This is a genomic window from Promicromonospora citrea (assembly GCF_013004695.1).
In the GTDB taxonomy this organism is placed as follows: domain Bacteria; phylum Actinomycetota; class Actinomycetes; order Actinomycetales; family Cellulomonadaceae; genus Promicromonospora; species Promicromonospora citrea.
The window spans coordinates 20999-38218 of sequence record NZ_JABEMG010000017.1 but is presented as its reverse complement, the minus strand read 5'-3'; the positions used below and the strand labels follow the sequence as shown (position 1 = coordinate 38218).

Annotated in this window: 18 protein-coding genes and 1 tRNA gene; 5 read left to right on the top strand and 14 right to left on the bottom strand. The window is 72.2% G+C overall.

Annotation, left to right across the window (positions count from 1 at the left end; genetic code table 11):
* The 3 genes from HLB15_RS05565 to HLB15_RS05555 all read right to left on the bottom strand — a co-directional run bounded on the left by HLB15_RS05565 (position 1) and on the right by HLB15_RS05555 (position 2397).
* The gene (locus HLB15_RS05565) at positions 1 to 1068 is read right to left on the bottom strand and encodes an MSMEG_0568 family radical SAM protein (protein WP_171104311.1); all 1068 of its coding nucleotides are present in this window, start codon (positions 1066 to 1068) and stop codon (positions 1 to 3) included.
* Positions 1069 to 1219: 151 nt separating this feature from the next.
* Positions 1220 to 1969, bottom strand: a complete 750-nt coding sequence (locus HLB15_RS05560; protein ID WP_171104310.1) for an SDR family oxidoreductase — start codon at positions 1967 to 1969, stop codon at positions 1220 to 1222.
* A 122-nt stretch (positions 1970 to 2091) separates the two neighbouring features.
* Complete coding sequence (locus HLB15_RS05555) at positions 2092 to 2397, bottom strand: DUF4193 domain-containing protein (protein ID WP_171104309.1); 306 nt, start codon at positions 2395 to 2397, stop codon at positions 2092 to 2094.
* 194 nt (positions 2398 to 2591) lie between these two features.
* Here HLB15_RS05555 and HLB15_RS05550 point away from each other — a divergent pair, with 194 nt between their 5' ends.
* Entirely contained in the window at positions 2592 to 2849 is a 258-nt protein-coding gene (locus HLB15_RS05550; protein WP_171104308.1) for an acyl carrier protein, read from the top strand.
* Between the two features lie 62 nt (positions 2850 to 2911).
* On the opposite strand, the gene HLB15_RS05545 is transcribed toward HLB15_RS05550, so the two are convergent.
* The 3 genes from HLB15_RS05545 to HLB15_RS05535 all read right to left on the bottom strand — a co-directional run bounded on the left by HLB15_RS05545 (position 2912) and on the right by HLB15_RS05535 (position 5073).
* Positions 2912 to 3919 carry a TerC/Alx family metal homeostasis membrane protein gene (locus HLB15_RS05545; RefSeq protein ID WP_229785750.1) on the bottom strand — a complete coding sequence of 336 codons (1008 nt, stop codon included), beginning with the start codon at positions 3917 to 3919 and terminating at the stop codon, positions 2912 to 2914.
* 276 nt (positions 3920 to 4195) lie between these two features.
* Positions 4196 to 4283: transfer RNA gene (locus tag HLB15_RS05540), tRNA-Leu, on the bottom strand.
* Between the two features lie 151 nt (positions 4284 to 4434).
* A complete protein-coding gene (locus tag HLB15_RS05535) occupies positions 4435 to 5073 on the bottom strand; it encodes a TetR/AcrR family transcriptional regulator (protein ID WP_171104306.1) in 639 nt (212 codons plus the stop codon).
* A 124-nt stretch (positions 5074 to 5197) separates the two neighbouring features.
* On the opposite strand from HLB15_RS05535, the gene HLB15_RS05530 reads away from it, so the two are divergent.
* Together HLB15_RS05530 and recQ are read left to right on the top strand one after the other, a co-directional pair.
* The gene (locus HLB15_RS05530; protein ID WP_171104305.1) at positions 5198 to 6217 is read left to right on the top strand and encodes an alpha/beta hydrolase family protein; all 1020 of its coding nucleotides are present in this window, start codon (positions 5198 to 5200) and stop codon (positions 6215 to 6217) included.
* Positions 6218 to 6298: 81 nt separating this feature from the next.
* Positions 6299 to 8161: a DNA helicase RecQ gene (recQ, locus tag HLB15_RS05525; RefSeq protein WP_171104304.1), complete on the top strand. Its 1863-nt coding sequence runs from the start codon at positions 6299 to 6301 to the stop codon at positions 8159 to 8161.
* A 22-nt stretch (positions 8162 to 8183) separates the two neighbouring features.
* Here the strand turns inward: recQ and dinB are convergent, their stop codons facing one another.
* Together dinB and HLB15_RS05515 are read right to left on the bottom strand one after the other, a co-directional pair.
* Positions 8184 to 9458, bottom strand: a complete 1275-nt coding sequence (gene dinB, locus HLB15_RS05520; RefSeq protein ID WP_171104303.1) for a DNA polymerase IV — start codon at positions 9456 to 9458, stop codon at positions 8184 to 8186.
* A 58-nt stretch (positions 9459 to 9516) separates the two neighbouring features.
* A complete protein-coding gene (locus HLB15_RS05515) occupies positions 9517 to 10440 on the bottom strand; it encodes a DUF1963 domain-containing protein (protein ID WP_171104302.1) in 924 nt (307 codons plus the stop codon).
* A gap of 132 nt (positions 10441 to 10572) precedes the next feature.
* Here HLB15_RS05515 and HLB15_RS05510 point away from each other — a divergent pair, with 132 nt between their 5' ends.
* Together HLB15_RS05510 and HLB15_RS05505 are read left to right on the top strand one after the other, a co-directional pair.
* The gene (locus HLB15_RS05510) at positions 10573 to 10872 is read left to right on the top strand and encodes a hypothetical protein (protein WP_171104301.1); all 300 of its coding nucleotides are present in this window, start codon (positions 10573 to 10575) and stop codon (positions 10870 to 10872) included.
* Between the two features lie 32 nt (positions 10873 to 10904).
* Complete coding sequence (locus tag HLB15_RS05505) at positions 10905 to 11546, top strand: hypothetical protein (RefSeq protein WP_171104300.1); 642 nt, start codon at positions 10905 to 10907, stop codon at positions 11544 to 11546.
* An 82-nt stretch (positions 11547 to 11628) separates the two neighbouring features.
* Here the strand turns inward: HLB15_RS05505 and HLB15_RS05500 are convergent, their stop codons facing one another.
* The 6 genes from HLB15_RS05500 to HLB15_RS05475 all read right to left on the bottom strand — a co-directional run bounded on the left by HLB15_RS05500 (position 11629) and on the right by HLB15_RS05475 (position 17156).
* Positions 11629 to 11865, bottom strand: coding sequence for a hypothetical protein (locus tag HLB15_RS05500; protein WP_171104299.1), 237 nt, complete (start codon positions 11863 to 11865; stop codon positions 11629 to 11631).
* A complete protein-coding gene (locus HLB15_RS05495) occupies positions 11862 to 12569 on the bottom strand; it encodes a hypothetical protein (protein ID WP_171104298.1) in 708 nt (235 codons plus the stop codon). Before HLB15_RS05495 ends, HLB15_RS05500 begins: the two co-directional genes overlap by 4 nt.
* Before the next feature lie 5 nt (positions 12570 to 12574).
* Entirely contained in the window at positions 12575 to 14281 is a 1707-nt protein-coding gene (locus HLB15_RS24710; RefSeq protein ID WP_171104297.1) for a polymorphic toxin-type HINT domain-containing protein, read from the bottom strand.
* Positions 14278 to 14565 (bottom strand): hypothetical protein, encoded by a 288-nt coding sequence (locus tag HLB15_RS05485; protein ID WP_171104296.1) that lies wholly within the window; start codon positions 14563 to 14565, stop codon positions 14278 to 14280. Before HLB15_RS05485 ends, HLB15_RS24710 begins: the two co-directional genes overlap by 4 nt.
* A 117-nt stretch (positions 14566 to 14682) precedes the next feature.
* Positions 14683 to 15156 carry a heme-degrading domain-containing protein gene (locus tag HLB15_RS05480; protein WP_171104295.1) on the bottom strand — a complete coding sequence of 158 codons (474 nt, stop codon included), beginning with the start codon at positions 15154 to 15156 and terminating at the stop codon, positions 14683 to 14685.
* An 83-nt stretch (positions 15157 to 15239) separates the two neighbouring features.
* Positions 15240 to 17156 carry a glycoside hydrolase family 76 protein gene (locus HLB15_RS05475; protein ID WP_171104294.1) on the bottom strand — a complete coding sequence of 639 codons (1917 nt, stop codon included), beginning with the start codon at positions 17154 to 17156 and terminating at the stop codon, positions 15240 to 15242.
* Positions 17157 to 17220 lie beyond the last annotated feature (64 nt).

Below are 17220 nucleotides of genomic sequence, written 5' to 3'. Positions count from 1 at the left end.
TCAGCCGCCGACCGTCGCGAGCGCGCTGCAGGCGCCGCACGCGGCACAGCCGGCGGCCTGGTCCGACCCACGCATCCCCGCGTCCGCGAGCAGCCGGCTCACGCGGTGGGTCACGTCCGCGACCAGGGCCCGGTGCGGTGCGGGGACGTGATCGACGTCGGTCGCCAGTGTGCCGGCCAGGGGCCGGAACGGGACGACGAACGGGTACACGCCCATCGCGATGAGCTCGCCTGCGGACTCGACCAGCTCGTCCGGGTCCTCGCCGAGCCCTACGAGCAGGTACGTCGACACCTGGTTGTGGCCGAACACGCGCACCGCCTCGCGCCAGGCCGCGCGGTACTCGTCGAGCGAGACCGTCGCCTTGCCCGGCATCCAGCGGCGACGCACGTCGTCGTCCATCGACTCGACGTGGATCCCGATGGACCGCGCGCCCGCCTCGTACAGTTCGGTGACCGCGCGCAGGTCGGCGGGCGGTTCGCACTGCACCTGCACCTGCAGCTCCGGCACGGCTTCCTTCACCGCGCGGACGCACCGCGCCAGGTGCTTGGCCCCGCGGTCCCAGCCGTTGGAGGTGCCGGTGGTCATCACCATCTGCGAGACGCCGTCGAGCTCCCAGGCAGCCTTGGCGACCTCGGCGAGCATGGCCGGCGTCTTGACCGCGATCGTGGTCCCGGACCGCAGCGACGACTCGATCGAGCAGAACCGGCAGCGCTCGCTCTCGTCGTAGCGCACGCACGTCTGCACCACGGTGGTGGCCAGCACGTCCTTGCCGTGCAGGCGGGCGATCTTGTCGTAGGGGGTCCCGTCCTGGGTCACCAGGTCGTAGAATCGCGGGCGGACGACGGGTTCCACGTCCAGCCCGAGATCCGCGCCGTCGAGAGTCAGTCGGCCCTGCCTGACGAGGTACGGGCTGTCCGGGTTGAGCGGGATCGCGGCACCCGCGCCGCCGATGACGAAGTGTCCGTCGTCGCTCGGCCCCGCGCCGCCGGCACGGCGGACGGGGGCGTCGCTGCGCACCCCGAGCAGAGCGATGCTCACTCGGGTGGAGAGCTGATCGGTGGGCGTCATGCGAACCAGTACACGGGCCAGTTTTTGCCGACTGGTTTCATTCGGACGACGAATGCGTGTCGTGCTGTAAATCGTTGATCACGACCGTGTAGCCGGGAAGTATCGCCGCCAGTCGCCGCCCCGGGCGGGAGCCCGGAGCGGCGAGGCCCGCTCAGCGGCCGGCGCCCGCGAGCCACTCCTCGTGGCTCGTCGTCCCCAGCACGGCGTCGGGGCCCGGGACGAGGCTGTCGTCCGCCAGCCGGGTCCCGAAATAGGCCGCGTCCGGATCGGCGACGACCTTCCGCTCGTCACCGGTCCGGGCGAGCGCCGCGCCGATGAAGTCGGCCATGCGGACCTTCTCCGGCCCGCCCGTCTCGACGATGCCGTTCACCGGCTCGCCCACCGCGGCCCGGCCGACCGCGGTCGCCACGTCGTCGGAGGCCATCGGCTGGTAGTACGCCGTCGACAGGCGCACCTCGCCGTCGACCACCGACGAGCCTGCGATCGCCGCCGAGAACTCGAAGAACTGCGTCGCGCGGACGATCGTGTACGGGATGCCGGAGTCGGCGATCAGCTTCTCCTGGGCGACCTTGGCACGCAGGTACCCGCTGTCCGGCAGCCGCTCGGCACCGACGATCGACAGGGCGACGTAGTGCCGCACCCCCGCCGCCCGCGCCGCGGCGACCAGGTTGGTGGTCGACGTCACGAAGAAGCTCATGACGTCGTCGTCCGCGAACGACGGGGAGTTGGACACGTCGATCAGGACCTCCGCACCGGCGAGCGCCTCCGCCACCCCCTCGTTCGTGATCGTGTTGCAGCCGGTCTGCGGGGCCGCGGGGCGCGCGTCGTGCCCGCGCGCGTCGAGCTTCTCGACGACCTTGGAGCCGATCAGCCCGGTACCACCGATGACGACGACCTTCATGGGAAACACCTCTCTCGATCCGGATGGTGAGGTGCCGCGTGGTGTCGCGGCCCTCTGCCACCACTGACCGGAGAGGCGTCCCCGGTGTGACAGGTCGGTGTGACAGGTCGGTGCGACAGGCGTCAGGCAGCGCACTCCGTGCAGATCAAACTGCTGGTGCCGTCACCGGCCAGCTGGCTGCGGTGGTGCACGAGGAAGCAGCTGGTGCAGGTGAACTCGTCCTCCTGGCGAGGCAGCACGCGGATGGCGAGCTCCTCACCCGACAGGTCGGCACCCGGCAGCTCGAAGCCCTCGGCCACGTCGGTCTCGTCCGGCTCCAGGACGCCCGTGGCGCTCTCGGGGCGGCGCGCCTGCAGCTCCTGGATGGAGTCGTGCTCCACGCCCTCGTCCTCGACCGTCTTGCGGGGCGCGTCGTAGTCAGTCGCCATGAGTTCTCTCCATCAGGCACGTCGTCGGGACGCCGGGCTCGGCGCGGTCCCCCGATGCTGCCTCGTGACGCCTGAGCTCGCACCTCGCACCACCCGGACGCCGGCGCCGGCGCGGCTCGGACGCCGGTTGCGAGCGGGAACGGTCCTGCCATCGTGAGGAACGACCCAGTGACGAGACCCCCGGAGGATGGATCATGGCAACCGGAGAGACCGGATTCGATGACGTCACGTTCGACCTCATCTCGGTGCAGTACCACTCGCTCAAGGCGGGGCACGACTACGGGCAGTACGTGCGCGACGCGCGCAACGCCGGCGTCGACGAGATCGCCGAGTTCTTCGAGCAGGTGATGGCCGAGGACTCCGCGCGCGCCCAGCGATGCCACCAGTTCCTCGCCGAGCTCACGGCACGCGGGACGTCCGCGACGTCACCGCAGGGCTCGGACGAGGGGTAGGGCTGGTCAGGGTGCCGTCGGCCGGTCCGTGACGACCGGCCGACGGCTCGCGCCCCAGGACCTCATCGACCCGCCGTGACGTCCTCGACGTCCGGGTGGGCGTGGTCCTCGTGCACCGGCCCCGACCCCCGCGTGGCCCACAGGCTCGTCGCGGTGACGACGGCCAGCACCCCGACGATGACGCCGAGCGACGCCAGGGTCGGGATCTCCGGCACGCCGGCCCAGATGCCGTGCGCCCAGTGCAGCACGAGCTTCACGCCGATGAAGGCCAGGATCGTCGCCAGGCCGTACCCGAGGTGCACGAGCTTGCTCAGCGCCCCCTGGAGCACGAAGTACAGGGCGCGCAGCCCGAGCAGGGCGAAGGCGTTCGTGGCGAACACGAGGTACGGGTCGCTCGTGATGCCGTACACGGCCGGTACGGAGTCCACCGCGAAGACGACGTCGGCGGCGAAGACGGCGACCACCACCACGGCGAGCGGGGTGAGCATGCGCCGCCCCTGCTCCCGGACCGACAGCCGAGGGCCGCGGTAGTCGTCGGTGACGGGCATGAAGCGCCGGATCAGCCGGACGGAGCGCAGCGACGAGACGTCGACGTCGTGGGACCCGCCGCGGAGCTGGTCGACCAGGATCTTGACCGCCGTCGCCAGCAGGATGCCGCCGAAGAGGAGGAAGGCCCAGCTGAGGTTGGCCAGGACCGCGGCGCCGAGGGCGATGAACACCCCGCGGAGCACCAGGGCCCCGGCGATGCCGAGCAGCAGCACCCGCTGCTGCAGGGCCGGCGGCACCGCGAAAGCGGAGAGCAGCAGCATGAAGACGAAGAGGTTGTCGACCGACAACGACTTCTCGACGAGGTACCCGGTGAGGTACTCCACACCCGTGGGGGCGCCGAACACGGCCCAGACCCAGCCGCCGAAGGCGAGGGGCAGCGCGATGTAGAACGCGCTCCAGCCGAGGGCCTCGCGCATCGAGACCTCGTGGGGACGCCGCGTGATGAGGAAGTCCACGACGAGCAGGCCGACGACGGCAAGGATCGTGACGGCCCAGAGGGTCGGCGTGGCCACCGACGTCAGGGCAGGGGCAGGGACGGAAGCGATGAGGGACGAGAGCAAGGAGTCTCCAGGTCGTAGGCTCCGAGGTCTCCTTCGCCTCCGGGACGTCTGCACGTCACCGGCAAGGCCGCCGCCCGAGGTCGCTGGTGCGCCGTCATGACCGGACGATGTTCGAGAAGTACTCCCCCCGCGGCGTCGAGTCTACGGCACGTCGGGGTCGTGGTCGATGCGTGCGCAGGCAGTGCCGCGCCCGAGAGATGCCAAGGGCCCCGGACCGGATCGGTCTGGGGCCCTGCGTGGTGTCCGGAGGGGGACTTGAACCCCCACGCCCGATAAAGGGCACTAGCACCTCAAGCTAGCGCGTCTGCCATTCCGCCACCCGGACAGGTGGACCGTTCGGGGCGTTTCCGCCCTCCCGGTGCGTGGAAAAACATAGCACGCAGAAGCGGTCGGTTCCGAATCGAAAGGCGTGTGACCTGCGCTGCCCGCGTCCGGCGCGCGCCGGGGGCCGCTCAGGAGCCGCGGCACGACGCCGCTCAGCCCGGTTCGGCACCCGGTTCGGCGTCACGTGCGCTCCCCCGCGCGAGCACGCCGGAGACGAGCAGGTCCGCCATGCGGGCGGCGTCGTACCCGGTGCCGTCGCGCCCGCCGATGGACAGGTTGCCGATGCCCCGCATGAGCATCACGCCCGGCACCCGCCCCGACTCCAGGGGGCCGACGGCGGCGTCGAGCAACGCGTCGCAGACGGGAGCGAGCCGCTCCACGAAGTACCGGTGCAGGGCGCCGGCCCCCTCGTCGGCGCCGAGCACGCCCGCGAGGCCGTGCTTGGTGACGAGGAACTCGACGAACCCCGCGGCCCAGCGGCGCAGCGCCTGCCCCGGGTCCGCCTCCTCGGCGAGGAGGGCCGGGCCCGCCTCCGCGAGCGCCTCGACCTGGTGGCGGTAGACGGCGACGACGAGCTCGGGGCGGGTCGGGAAGTGCCGGTAGATGGTGCCCATCCCGACGCCGGCCTCCGCGGCGACGAGGCGCACCGGCGCGTCGACGCCGTGCGTGACGAAGACGGCGGCGGCGGCGTCGAGGAGCGCCTGCTCGTTGCGGCGGGCGTCGGCGCGGCGGGCGCGGCGGGGCGCCTGCCCGCCCGGGGCCGGCTCGGGGGTCTGCGGGGTGGTCGTCATGGGTCGCCTTCGTCGGGTCCGTCACAGGGGCTTGTCTAAGCGGAACAGCGCTCCGTACGATTCGGAACGGCGCTCCGATTCATTCTCGCGGGCGGAGGCCGCTCATGCAAAGGACGGCATTCCCATGACCACATCCACCACCACCGACTCCCCGGTCGTCCGCGCGCTCGACGGCGTGGTCGGCGCGGGCGACGCCGTCGTGTCCGTCGCGCCAGTGACCCTGGGCTCCCCCGGCCGTGCCCGGCCGCTGCGCGTCCGTGTCTCCGCGCCGGCGAGCGGGACCGGCCTGCCCGTCCTGCTGTTCTCGCACGGCAACGGCTGGTCGCACGAGGGGTACGCGCCTCTGGCGGCGTTCTGGGCCGCGCACGGCTTCGTCGTGGTCCAGCCCACGCACCTGGACTCGCGCCGTGACGGCATCCCGTTCGAGGACCCGCGCTTCGGCGAGGTCTGGTCGTCGCGCCGCGAGGACCTGGTCCAGGTCCTCGACCAGCTCGACACCGTCCTGGACGCCGTGCCGGGCCTGGCCGGGCGTGTCGACGCCAGCCGGGTCGCCGCGGCCGGGCACTCCTGGGGCGGCCAGACCGTGCAGATGCTGCTCGGCGCCCGCGTCCTGGACGACGCCGGCCGCCCCGGCCCCGACCTCTCGGACACGCGGGTGCGCGCGGGCGTGCTCCTGGCCGCCACCGGGCTGGGCGACGAGCTGGTGCCGTTCGCCCGGGAGCACTTCCCGTTCATGCGCCCGTCGTTCGCCGAGCTCGCGACGCCGACGCTCGTCGTGGCCGGTGACGCCGACCGGTCGCAGCTGTCCACCCGGGGCCCGGACTGGTTCACCGACGCCTACACGTACGGCCCCGGCGCGACCGACCTGCTCACGCTGTTCGGTGCGGAGCACGGCCTGGGCGGCATCGTGGGCTGGGACGCGGCGGAGACCACGGACGAGAACCCTGAGCGGGTCGCCGTGCTGCAGCGGCTCACCACCGCATACCTGCGCACCGCGCTCGACCCGGCGGACCCGGCGTGGACCCTGGCCACGGCGGCGCTCGGCGAGCTCGGTGGCGAGGTCGGGCGCGTCGACACCAAGGCGGCAGGCACGACGACCGACATGACGACCGGCACGACGACCGGCACGCCCGCGCGGGCGTGACGACCGGGGCGGGTGCCGTCGTCCACAGGACGGCGCCACCCGCCCACGCCCGTGTCAGCGGCACCTGGCACACTGGCCGCCATGACCGAGCCCGACGCCGCACCGACCGCCCCCGCGCTCGCCGTGGCGCCGACGCCGCTGGAGGTGCTGCGCACCGTCTTCGGCTACGAGGCGTTCCGTGGAGAGCAGCAGCAGATCATCGACACGGTCGTCGCGGGCGGCGACGCCCTCGTGCTCATGCCCACGGGCGGCGGCAAGTCGCTGTGCTACCAGATCCCCGCCCTCGTGCGTCGCGGCACGGGCGTCGTGGTCTCCCCGCTCATCGCCCTCATGCAGGACCAGGTGGACGCGCTGGAAACGCTCGGCGTCCGGGCCGGGTTCCTCAACTCGACCCAGAACCCCGACGAGCGCCGCGAGGTCGAGCGCGCGTACCGGGCGGGCGAGCTCGACCTGCTCTACCTCGCCCCCGAGCGTCTCGGCGTCCCGTCGACGGCCCGGCTGCTCGACGAGGGCACGATCGCCCTGTTCGCCATCGACGAGGCGCACTGCGTCTCCCAGTGGGGCCACGACTTCCGGCCCGACTACCTGCGGCTCGGCGAGCTGGCCGAGCGGTGGCCCGGCGTGCCGCGCATCGCGCTGACCGCGACGGCCACGCGTCAGACGCACGAGGAGATCGCCACCCGCCTCGCGCTCACCGAGGCCAGGCACTTCGTGGCGAGCTTCGACCGGCCCAACATCACCTACCGGATCGTCCCCAAGGACAACCCGTTCCGGCAGCTGCTCGACCTGCTGCGTGCCGAGCACGCGGGCGACGCGGGCATCGTGTACTGCCTGTCGCGCGCCTCGGTGGAGAAGACCGCGCAGCAGCTCGTCGAGAACGGTGTCCGCGCGCTGCCCTACCACGCGGGCCTGCCGTCCGACGTGCGGGCCGCCCACCAGGCCACCTTCCTGCGCGAGGACGGCGTGGTCATGGTCGCGACCATCGCGTTCGGCATGGGCATCGACAAGCCCGACGTCCGGTTCGTGGCGCACCTCGACCTGCCCAAGTCCGTCGAGGGCTACTACCAGGAGACCGGCCGCGCAGGGCGCGACGGCCTGCCGTCGACGGCGTGGCTCGCGTACGGGCTGTCCGACGTGGTGCAGCAGCGCCGGATGATCGCGGAGTCCGACGGCGACGCCGCCCACCGCCGCAGGCTCGCGGCCCACCTCGACGCGATGCTCGCGCTGTGCGAGACCGTGGAGTGCCGCCGTGCCCAGCTGCTGCGGTACTTCGGCCAGGACCACCCGGGCGGCTGCGGTGCGTGCGACACGTGCCAGAACCCGCCCCAGGCCTGGGACGGCACGATCGCGGCGCAGAAGCTCCTCTCGGCGGTCTACCGGCTGGAGCGCGAGCGCAACCAGCGGTTCGGCGTCGGGCACGTCGTCGACATCCTGCGTGGTAAGGCCACGCCCAAGATCACGCAGTGGCGGCACGACGAGCTGACGGTGTTCGGCGTCGGCGACGACCTGCCGGAGGCGCAGTGGCGGTCGGTGGCGCGCCAGCTCCTCGCCCAGGGCCTGCTCGAGGTCGACCCGGCGCACGGCACGCTGCTGCTCACCGAGGCCAGCGGCGACGTGCTGGGCCGACGGCGCGAGGTGCCCCTGCGGCACGACCCACGCCCGCAGGGCCGCACCACGAGCCGGTCGGGCGGCGCTCGCGCCGAGGCCGCGGCGCTCTCGGACGGCGACCAGGCCGTCTTCGAGCGCCTGCGTGCCTGGCGCGCCGCCACGGCCAAGGAACAGGGTGTGCCCGCCTACGTGGTGTTCCACGACGCGACGCTGCGGGCCGTCGCGACCGAGCGCCCCGCGGACCTGGACGCACTGGGCGGGATCAGCGGCGTCGGCCGGGCGAAGCTCGACCGCTACGGCGAAGGAATCCTGGCGGCGCTGCACGCGCCGGACTGAGGCACGCGCTCACAGGTCGCGCTCACAGGTCGTGCTCGGCCAGCTCGCGGAACTCGTCCGGCACGGCGCCGCCAGGGCGCAGGACCGCGGGCAGGTAGCCCACCGAGTCCGCGCCGAACCGTGTCCGGATCGCGTCGACCGACTCGTCGACAGCGCTGCGCGCCGCCCCGGGTCGGGAACCCGGCCGCCACGGGTCGGGCGGTTCCAGGTCGAGCTCGAGCTGGACCGCCGTCTGGTCCACGACGTTCGACACCGAGACGCCCAGCAGCGTGATCTCGCACGGACCGGCGTCGTCGATCGCCGACCAGGCCAGGCGTACCGCGATCTCGGTCAGGGTGAGCGTGGCGCAGACGGGCACCGGCAGCGTGAGCGCGCGTGTCGAGCGCCGCATGCCCGTGAACCGCACCGCGACCGTCACGGTGCGGCCCGCACGACCCTTGGCCCGCAGGCGCCGGGACACGCGGTCGGCGAGGTGCGCGAGCACCGCACGGACGCCGTCAGGATCGGGCGCCCGGCGGCTCAGGGCCGACTGCGCCCCCACCGAACGCGCGCGCCGGCTGGTCACGACCCGGCGGGCGTCCTCGTCGCGCGCCATCGCGCTGATCTTCTGCCCGACGCCGCGCCCGAGGATGTGCTCCACGGCCGACGACGGCGTGCGCGCCAGCTCGCCGATCGTCCGGATGCCGAGGTCCGCGAGCCGCTGCTCGTTCACCGGCCCGACGCCCCAGATCAGCTCGACGGGCAGGGGGTCGAGGAAGGCCCGCTCGCCGCCCGGGTCGACGACCACCAGACCGTCCGGCTTGGCCACCTGGGAGGCGATCTTCGCCAGGTGCTTGGTCCGCGCCGCGCCGACCGAGATGGGCAGCCCCACCTCGGCGCGGACGCGCTCACGGATCCGTGCGCCGATCGCGGCCGGCGGGCCGAACAAGTGCGTGGCCCCCGAGACGTCGAGGAACGCCTCGTCGATCGAGATGCGCTCGAGGGCCGGTGTGACGTCGGCCAGCACGTCCATCACCGCGTCGCCCAGCCGCTGGTACTCGCCGAAGTGGCCCCGCACGAAGACGAGGTCCGGGCAGAGCCGGGCCGCCCGCCAGCCCGGCATCCCGCCCTGGACCCCGCGCGCCTTGGCCTCGTACGACGCGGCGAGCACCACGCCGCCCCGAGGACCGCCGCCGACCGCGACCGGCCGCCCGCGCAGCGCGGGGTCCAGCAGCTGCTCGACCGACGCGTAGAACGCGTCCAAGTCGGCGTGCAGGATCGTGGCACCGGGCGCGGCACCGGGCAGGGCGGCCGACATACCACCATGGTACTCGAACGCGTGTTCGAGTCGATGTGCGGGCCGGCGGCGGGGACCGTCAGGGGTTGGCGTAGAGCTGCACGAGCACCCGGTCGAAGCGGCACGACTCGAGGTCCTGACGCGGGATCGTCCAGTAGACGACGCCCATCGGCACCCCGTACCACTGCGCGAGCAGGACCCAGTCCTCCGGGCGGGTCCCGGCCCCGGAGGGCCCGTGGCTCGCGGAACGGCGGGCCGGGTCGCCGTAGTCGTCGAAGTTGTCGGCATGGCCACCGAGCTGCCACTCGCCGCTGTCCTCGGTCAGCTCGGCCCAGATCTCCTGCAGCGTCTCCGCGAAGGGGTGCGCGGCCTCGATCTCCGGGTCGAGCGAGCACGCGGGAAGTGACACCGAGGGGACCAGCCGCAGGTCGGGGCTGCGGCGCAGCTCCTCGTCGACGGCCTGCGGGGAGTCGTACCCGTACGGCTCGTAGTCGGGCTCGACGTCGCGCTCCTCGACCGGCGCACCGGCGGGCACGTGCACGGCGCCGCCCTCCAGCAGGTCGTCCTCGAGCTCGAGGTTCGCGAACAGCAGCAGGTGGCCGTCCCGGGGCAGCGGCAGGTCGGTCGCGCCCGGGGCGATCGCCGCGAGGTCGAGCGTCACGACGAGCTGGTGCTCGGTCCGCAGGCCCGAGCCGTACACCGTAGCGGGCGTGGGCGCGTCAGGCGGCAGCAGCACCGGGCTGCCGAGCCGGCCGACCACGGTGCCGCCGCCGTCGGGCGCCGAGCGCATCGCCGGTCGCGCCAGCGCGAACCACCGGTCGACGTCGTCCTCCGGGACGCCCTCGTCGAGCGCCTGCTCGCGGAACCGGTCCAGCCAGCCCAGCGCGGCATGAGGCAGGCCGCGGACAGCGGCGGGCAGCACCTGTGCCCCTGCCGCGGCAGGTCCGTCCACCTCCTCGCCCACGGCATCCCCACCCACAACTTTCCCACCCAATGTGTTCATAGCGGGAGTTTATGGGCGTTCACGGTCCTGCCCGCGCAGAGGTACCGCGCCGGAGTCCCGTGGCTCCGGACGCCAGACGCTCCTACCCTGGGAGAGAGACCATTCCGCGACGACGACGTGGCGGTGACCCGCATGACCTGGCCCTTCCGAGCGCGCAGACCCGCGCCCGACCCGCTGGCCACCCTCCGGCTGCAGGTCCGGCTGGGTGAGCTCGCCGACGAGCTGCGCCGCATCGAGAACGACACCGACCTCTACGCACGCGCCCACCACTGGCTGGCGGTGCAGAGCGCGTACGACTCGCTCCTGCGCGAGGCGTGCCGCCTGGCCGGTCTGCCCGCCGACGTCGCCCCGCTGCGCGCCGGCGGCCACGCCGGGGCCGGCGAGCGGCTGCGGGAGGAGCTGGAGCTCAGCTCCCGAGGCTGGTCGTGGTGAGGCCCGACCCGCGGTTCGCCTAAGGTCGGGGCATGCTCCCCTGGCTCGAGATCGGCGGGTGGGTCGGTTCGGCCCTCGTCGTGCTGTCCCTCACGCAGGCACACGTGCTGCGCTTCCGCTGGCTCAACCTCACCGGCTCGCTCGTCGCGACCACGTACAACGCGATCCTCGGCATCTGGCCGTTCGTCGCCATGAACGCCGCCATCAGCCTCATCAACGTCTACTGGCTGTGGCGGCTCGGTCGCGAGCGGCACGACGCCGCCGTCTACGAGGTCGTCGAGGTCGCCCCCGACGACGCCTACCTGCTGCACGTGCTGCGCACCCACGCGGCCGACATCGCGCGGTTCGCGCCGCAGTTCGAGGCCGAGCCCGGTCCCGGCGAGGAGCGGTCGGCGTTCCTCGTGCAGCGTGGCGACGAGACCGTCGGTGTCGTGGAGGTGCGCGACGGCGGGGACGGCGACGCCGTCGTCGCGCTGGACTGGGTGACCCGGCGCTTCCGCGACCTGACACCCGGCGAGTTCGTGTACCGGCGCAGCGGCATCTTCGCGGCCAAGGGGTTCGACCGCGTGGTGGTGCCGCACGCGGCGCACGGTGACGAGGCCTACCTGCGCGGGGTCGGCTTCCGCCCGGAGGGCTCGTCCTGGGTGCGCGACGTCGCGGCAACCACGAGCTGACGCGCCCACGGCCGCGACGACCCGGCCACGACGACACGGCCACGAACCGGAGAGGGCACGCCCCGCGGCCCCGCCGTCGTCGTCACCGGCTCACCGCGGGCGATCCCCGCTCGGTGGCCCGCGGACCGACCCGACGCCACTCCTCGCCGTCGCGGTGTCCGACGTCGCCGCCCGCGTCCAGCAGCTCTCGGAAGTCCTGCGGGAGGCGGCTCTCCGGCGCCTCCTCCACCTGCTCCCCGTCGTACGGCTGCGCCGGCGGAACCAGTCCACCTGCGGCGATCAGCTCGTCGGCGCTCGCCGTCGGCCTCGCCGCGGTCACACCGCGATGCCTCCGGCACGGGACACGACGTCCTGCGGCGTGACATCGGCGATCCCGGGGAGATCATCCGGCAGGAGACCGGTCAGCACGGTCAGGAGGTCCTCACCGCCCGCGACGACGAGCCCGCCCCACGGGTGGTTGTCCAACGGGAGGACGGCGGCGAAACCCGCCGCGTCCGCGGCGGCGAGATAGCTGAGCGACGCATTCCGGTCCGCCAGCCCGCGATCGTCACCGGCGAGCCCGCCCAGAGCCAGCAGTCCGCGGTGCAGGATCGCCGTGGACGCCGCATACCAGGTGCGGGCGGAGGCGTCGTGCGCCAGGACGGCGAGCGCGGAGCCGCTGCCGCGAGCGTTGCGGGCCGCCGAGACGAAGTCGTGCAGGCGCCCCGACCCGGGGTCGAGCGCACCCCACTCGGACCGGACCCGCAGGCCGCGCGGTGTGGTCAGCGATGCCTCGGCGATCAGCTCCCGTGCGAGACCGTCGTACCGGTCGGCAAGACCGGCCGGACCCTCCGGAGCAGAGACGGGCGCGAACCACGAGCCCAGGCCGTACCAGCCGAACGAGCCCCACGCCGCACCCAACGACGCGAGCAGCCGTGGTTCGTCGTCGGGGTCTGCCGGCAGCCACAGCGCGGGAGGCAGGCTCTGCCACGTGTGCTCCGGCCAGTGGAGCAGCCTGCCCAGGGCGTCGCTGTCGATCCGCATGTCGGTCACCATATCCGCGTGTCTCCGTAGAAGTAGTGGCCCTCGGGCGCGTGGTAGTGCGGGAGCGCGTACTCGTTCGTGTCGGAGAAGTAGTGCCCGTTCGAGTGATGGTCGATCTGCACGAGATTTCCGTTGTCGTCGATGGCCTCCAGCCGCTCCCACGGCTCACCCTTGGGCCCTCTGATGTTCGGGTAGTTGCCGTACATGACCTGACTCTCGACCAGCGACTTGTCGCTGACGTTGTGCGCATCCAGCACGGCGTTCCGCGCGTCGTCCTGGGTCGTGAACCACTTGTCGGCCTTCTTCGAGACGATCTCGGTCGCGTCGTCGGCGACGCCTCCCGCGTGGTTGTTGTGGACCAGGACCGGGAGGTCTCCGGCCAGGACGTAGTAGGTATGGGTGTTCTCGACGTGGAAGTTGTAGACCTGCTCGATGTCGACCAGATCGCGCTCCTCGACCTCGACGGCCTGCACGGTCGCGGTCCCCTCGACAGTGACCAGGACGTCCCCCACACGCAGGTTGCCCGCCATCTGCCACCCACGATCCGGCGTCATGAACGGGTGCTCGGCCGTGGTCGAGACAACCTGCCCGCCGATGGTCAGGTGGTACAGCACCAGGGTCTGGTGCACGAACGTCTCGGCCACCAGCGCCAGCTCGTCCGTGCCGGTGTCCAGGTTGCGGGTCCAGACCTTGTCCCCGACCCGGATCTCCTCGATCGGCCTGGGACCGTCCACGGTCAGCACCGGGGTCCCGGCCACGAAGCAGGCCCCGAACCCGAGCTTGCACCACCCCTTCTTCATCCCCTGCTTGAACGCCCCCTTGGCGATGGACTTCGACAGCCCCATCGCAGCCTTCGCCGCACCACCCAGACCGATCAGAGACAACGCCGCACCCGCGATCGCGATCCCCGCCTCGGCCCACGACCGCTCACCCGTGGCCGCCAACGTGATGTTCGCCACCGCACTGACGATCGCCGCGACCGCCGCGATCACGATCAACACCCCCGCCAACGCCTGCCCCACCACCGGGATGAACGCCACCACGATCGCCAGCACCCCCGCGATCGTGGAGACCATGTCCGCGATATCCGCGATCGCCGCAACCAGCTTCGAACCCCAGTTGTCCCACCAGCTGTCATTCAGATCATCAGACGAGGTGATCTCCTCGATCCGATCCATCGCCGCACCCGCCGCCCGGTCCCGGTCCGAGACCGCCGACTCGATCGTCGACCTGGCCCCAGAGACCACACCCTGCGCCTGCGCGGCCTGATCACCCGCCTGGGACGCCTTACGCGCAAACTCCTGCTTCTCCACCGGATCCTTCGCACCATCGGCCAGCTCCTGCCACCGATCCCGCGACCCACTGGCAGCCTGCGCCTGATCCTGCGCATCCCGCGCCCGACCCAACGCCGCCAGAGTCTCGGCCTGCACCCGCTCCAACGCCCCCGCATACCCCACCAACGCCTCACCGGCGGCCACATACCGCGCATGCGCCTGACGGATCTCGCTGATGGTGTCCTCCTTGGCACCCATCAACGCATCCACCGCCTTGGACACCGTCCCGGCCACATCAAGACGACTCATCGCCCCCGCGGCGTTGTCGATCGAGCGGGCCACCTCCTGGTACTCCTGCCCACCCGCCAGCACCAGCACCGGATCACCCGGCGTCGGATCCGCATCCAACCCCACCGGCGACCAATCCGACGGCCTCACTCCTTACCCTCCATCGCCTTACCCAGCTCGGAGTCGACCTCGGTGAACGCCTGCGCCACCTGCGTCGAGGCCTCAGCCAGCTTGCGCAGGTTCTCGGTCATCTTCCCCCGCGTGTCATCCCACTTGTGCGCGAAATCGCGCACCACACCCGCCAGACCCTCATGACCCACCGCACCCGCGATCCGATCACTGTTCGCGTTCGCACCCTCGAACTCGTCCGCCACCACCGTCAGACTCGAACCCAGCTCCCGCACCGCATCCAGATCAACCCGCAGATCAGCCATCGCCAGCCTCCTGTCCGGTCCGACGCCACAGTGGCGCCCCCACCTCTTCTGGACGGAGAGTAGCGACGTCCTCGCAGGTCAGGCGATGGACAGAACTCCCCATCGGTCGGCCGGCGCTCAGCCGGCCAGCTCTCGCAGCGCCTCGACGACGAGAGCATGGTCGTCCTGCTGCGCGAGCCCCGAGACGGTCACGACGCCGACGATCCCGACGCCCCGCACGCGCACCGGCACGGCGCCGCCGTGGGCGGCGTACTCCTGCAGCGGCAGCCCGTGGTCGGCGTTGAAGTCGCCGCCCTTCGCGCGCGCCCGGAGCCCCACCAGGTAGGACGACGCACCGAACCGGTAGACCACCCGCACCTTGCGCTCGACCCACGTGTCGTTGTCGGGCGTCGTCCCGGGCCGTGCCGCGTGGAACACCTGCTGGGTCCCCTTGCGGATGTCGACGGTGACGGGCAGGTCACGCTCGGTCGCCAGCTCCACGAGCCGCACCCCGAGCGCCCAGGCCTGCTCGTGCGTGAACTCGGGCAGCACGAGTGCCGCCTCCTGGGCCTCGACCTCGGCGACGACGGCGGTCACATCAGCTTCGCTCATGCCCCCATCCTGCCCTGCCGAGGTAGTCACGTGGCGAAGTAGTACTACCTCGCCACGTGACTACCTCGGCAGGGTGGGTGGGGTCAGGGGGTGGTGTAGGTGGCGGTCACGTGGTAGACGCCGCCGCCCCAGCCGTCGGCCGGGAACGCGTCGGTCACGCGGACGTAGACCGCCTTGTCGTCGCCCAGGTACGGCGTGAGGTCGAGGGTGTGGTCGGCCCGGTTCGAGCCGTCACGGATCTCCTCGTCCTCCTCGAGCACCACGGTCCAGTCCTCGCCGTCCCCGCTCAGGGCGACGACGTACTGGTTGTCGACGGTGAGCGTCGCCTCGGCGGCGGTCGTCTCGGCCGGGAACGGGAACCGGTAGACGAACCGGCTCGTGCCGTCGGCGAACCGGCTGCCGGCCTGGCTCAGGCCCGACCCGCCCGCGTCCCACAGCCACGCGACCTCCTGCGTGCTGCCCGCGTCGAAGTCGACCACGCTCGCGACCTGCACGGTCGCGCGCGTCGTCCACGTCAGGCCCGGGCGCGACGTGACGGTGACGGTGAGCGGGTAGCTCCCGTCCGGGGTCCCGGCGGGGATCGTCACATCGAGCGGCACGGTCGCCCGGGCCGGCGTGCCGTCACCGGTGGTACGCAGCACGACGTGGCTGCGCGCGGGCCGCACCGCCCAGCCGCGGGGGGCCTCGACCCGCACGTCGACACGCGTCGGGCGGCGGTGGTCCGAGGTCGCGGCGACCTCGACGGCCGTCCGCACGGCCGACCGCGCGCCCGGGCTGGGCAGGACGGCGAGCTGGTCCGGGGTCATGGTGGCCGAGAGCGACCGGCCCGGGGCGTCCTGCGGCACGTCCGCGATCAGGGCGCTGAGGGCGCTGGCCTGGGTGCGCCAGTCGAAGACGTTCGGGTGCTCCGCGCTCGTGCCACCCGCCCAGCGCTGGCCGAGCCGCTCGGAGGAGTCGCGGTCGTTTGCCCAGACGGTCTCCGCCTGCGCGGCGGCGAACGTGCGGTACCGGTCGTCGCCCGTGGTGTCGGCGAGGTCCATGAGGTACCGCATGAAGATGCCCTTGAACTGCTTCTGGTTGTCGTCGCAGGAGCGGTCCAGGGCGTCGCACGACTCGGTGAGCACGCCGTCGACGACCAGCGGAGAGTCGAGCGCGGCGTCGGCCAGGCGCCGGGACTCGGCGAGCAGGTCGGCGTCGCCCGTGGCCCGGTACAGCTCCAGCGGAGCGCCGATCGCCAGGCCCTGGTTGTAGGTCCACACGGTGTCGCCGTTGCTCGCGCAGTCGTCGGTGAGGCCGTCGTTGACCAGACCGTCGTCGTTGATCATGCCGCTGGCCTGGTACCAGTCCCAGGCCTCGAGCGACCGGTCGAGCCAGGCGGTGTCACCCGGGATGCGGTTGTGCAGCTCTGCGGTGAGCCGCACCCACTGCCCGTTGGTCACGGCGTTCTTGTAGGTGCGCTCCTCGTTCCACCAGATACCGCCGCCGCACGTGCTCGGGTCCCAGAACCCGAGCATGAACTCGCCGATCGTCTCGGCCATGTCGAGGTACTTCTGCTCGCGGGTCAGGTCGTAGGCGGTGACCCAGTTGAGCGCCCACCATCCGGCGTCGTCGATCGCGCGGCTGGTGAAGTTGCCGTAGATCTCGTCGGTGGACCGCTCCCCCGCCGGGAACGGGCCCTTGTTGGTCTCGAAGCTGTGGTCGAGCTCGTCGACGTAGCTCCGGTCGCCCGTGCGCAGCATGTAGTCGCCCAGGGTCTGCAGCGCGACGGCGGAGTTCCACCAGCTCGACGGGAACCAGGCCTTCTCCGGGTCGTAGGAGTCGAGCAGCACCTCCGACGCCACGCGGGCGCGGGCGACGTCGGTCGCCGCCGCTATGTCAGCGCTGTCATCCGGGCGGCCACCAGGTGGTCCGGCGTACGCGGTGGGTTGCAGGCCTGCGATCACGGCCAGCGTGAGCGTCAGGGACATCAGGACGTGCTTGGTTCGACGCGACATCGACATCGACGAGCTCCTCCCCCTGGGCGCGCCACTGCCCCCAGGCTCGTGAATTCACCCAAAACCTACA

Coding starts and splice junctions, on each gene's coding strand:
- HLB15_RS05565 (WP_171104311.1), bottom strand. CDS start 1,068: ATGACGCCCACCGATCAGCTCTCCACCCGAGTGAGCATCGCTCTGCTC.
- HLB15_RS05560 (WP_171104310.1), bottom strand. CDS start 1,969: ATGAAGGTCGTCGTCATCGGTGGTACCGGGCTGATCGGCTCCAAGGTC.
- HLB15_RS05555 (WP_171104309.1), bottom strand. CDS start 2,397: ATGGCGACTGACTACGACGCGCCCCGCAAGACGGTCGAGGACGAGGGC.
- HLB15_RS05550 (WP_171104308.1), top strand. CDS start 2,592: ATGGCAACCGGAGAGACCGGATTCGATGACGTCACGTTCGACCTCATC.
- HLB15_RS05535 (WP_171104306.1), bottom strand. CDS start 5,073: ATGACGACCACCCCGCAGACCCCCGAGCCGGCCCCGGGCGGGCAGGCG.
- HLB15_RS05530 (WP_171104305.1), top strand. CDS start 5,198: ATGACCACATCCACCACCACCGACTCCCCGGTCGTCCGCGCGCTCGAC.
- recQ (WP_171104304.1), top strand. CDS start 6,299: ATGACCGAGCCCGACGCCGCACCGACCGCCCCCGCGCTCGCCGTGGCG.
- dinB (WP_171104303.1), bottom strand. CDS start 9,458: ATGTCGGCCGCCCTGCCCGGTGCCGCGCCCGGTGCCACGATCCTGCAC.
- HLB15_RS05515 (WP_171104302.1), bottom strand. CDS start 10,440: ATGAACACATTGGGTGGGAAAGTTGTGGGTGGGGATGCCGTGGGCGAG.
- HLB15_RS05510 (WP_171104301.1), top strand. CDS start 10,573: ATGACCTGGCCCTTCCGAGCGCGCAGACCCGCGCCCGACCCGCTGGCC.
- HLB15_RS05505 (WP_171104300.1), top strand. CDS start 10,905: ATGCTCCCCTGGCTCGAGATCGGCGGGTGGGTCGGTTCGGCCCTCGTC.
- HLB15_RS05495 (WP_171104298.1), bottom strand. CDS start 12,569: ATGCGGATCGACAGCGACGCCCTGGGCAGGCTGCTCCACTGGCCGGAG.
- HLB15_RS05485 (WP_171104296.1), bottom strand. CDS start 14,565: ATGGCTGATCTGCGGGTTGATCTGGATGCGGTGCGGGAGCTGGGTTCG.
- HLB15_RS05480 (WP_171104295.1), bottom strand. CDS start 15,156: ATGAGCGAAGCTGATGTGACCGCCGTCGTCGCCGAGGTCGAGGCCCAG.
- HLB15_RS05475 (WP_171104294.1), bottom strand. CDS start 17,156: ATGTCGATGTCGCGTCGAACCAAGCACGTCCTGATGTCCCTGACGCTC.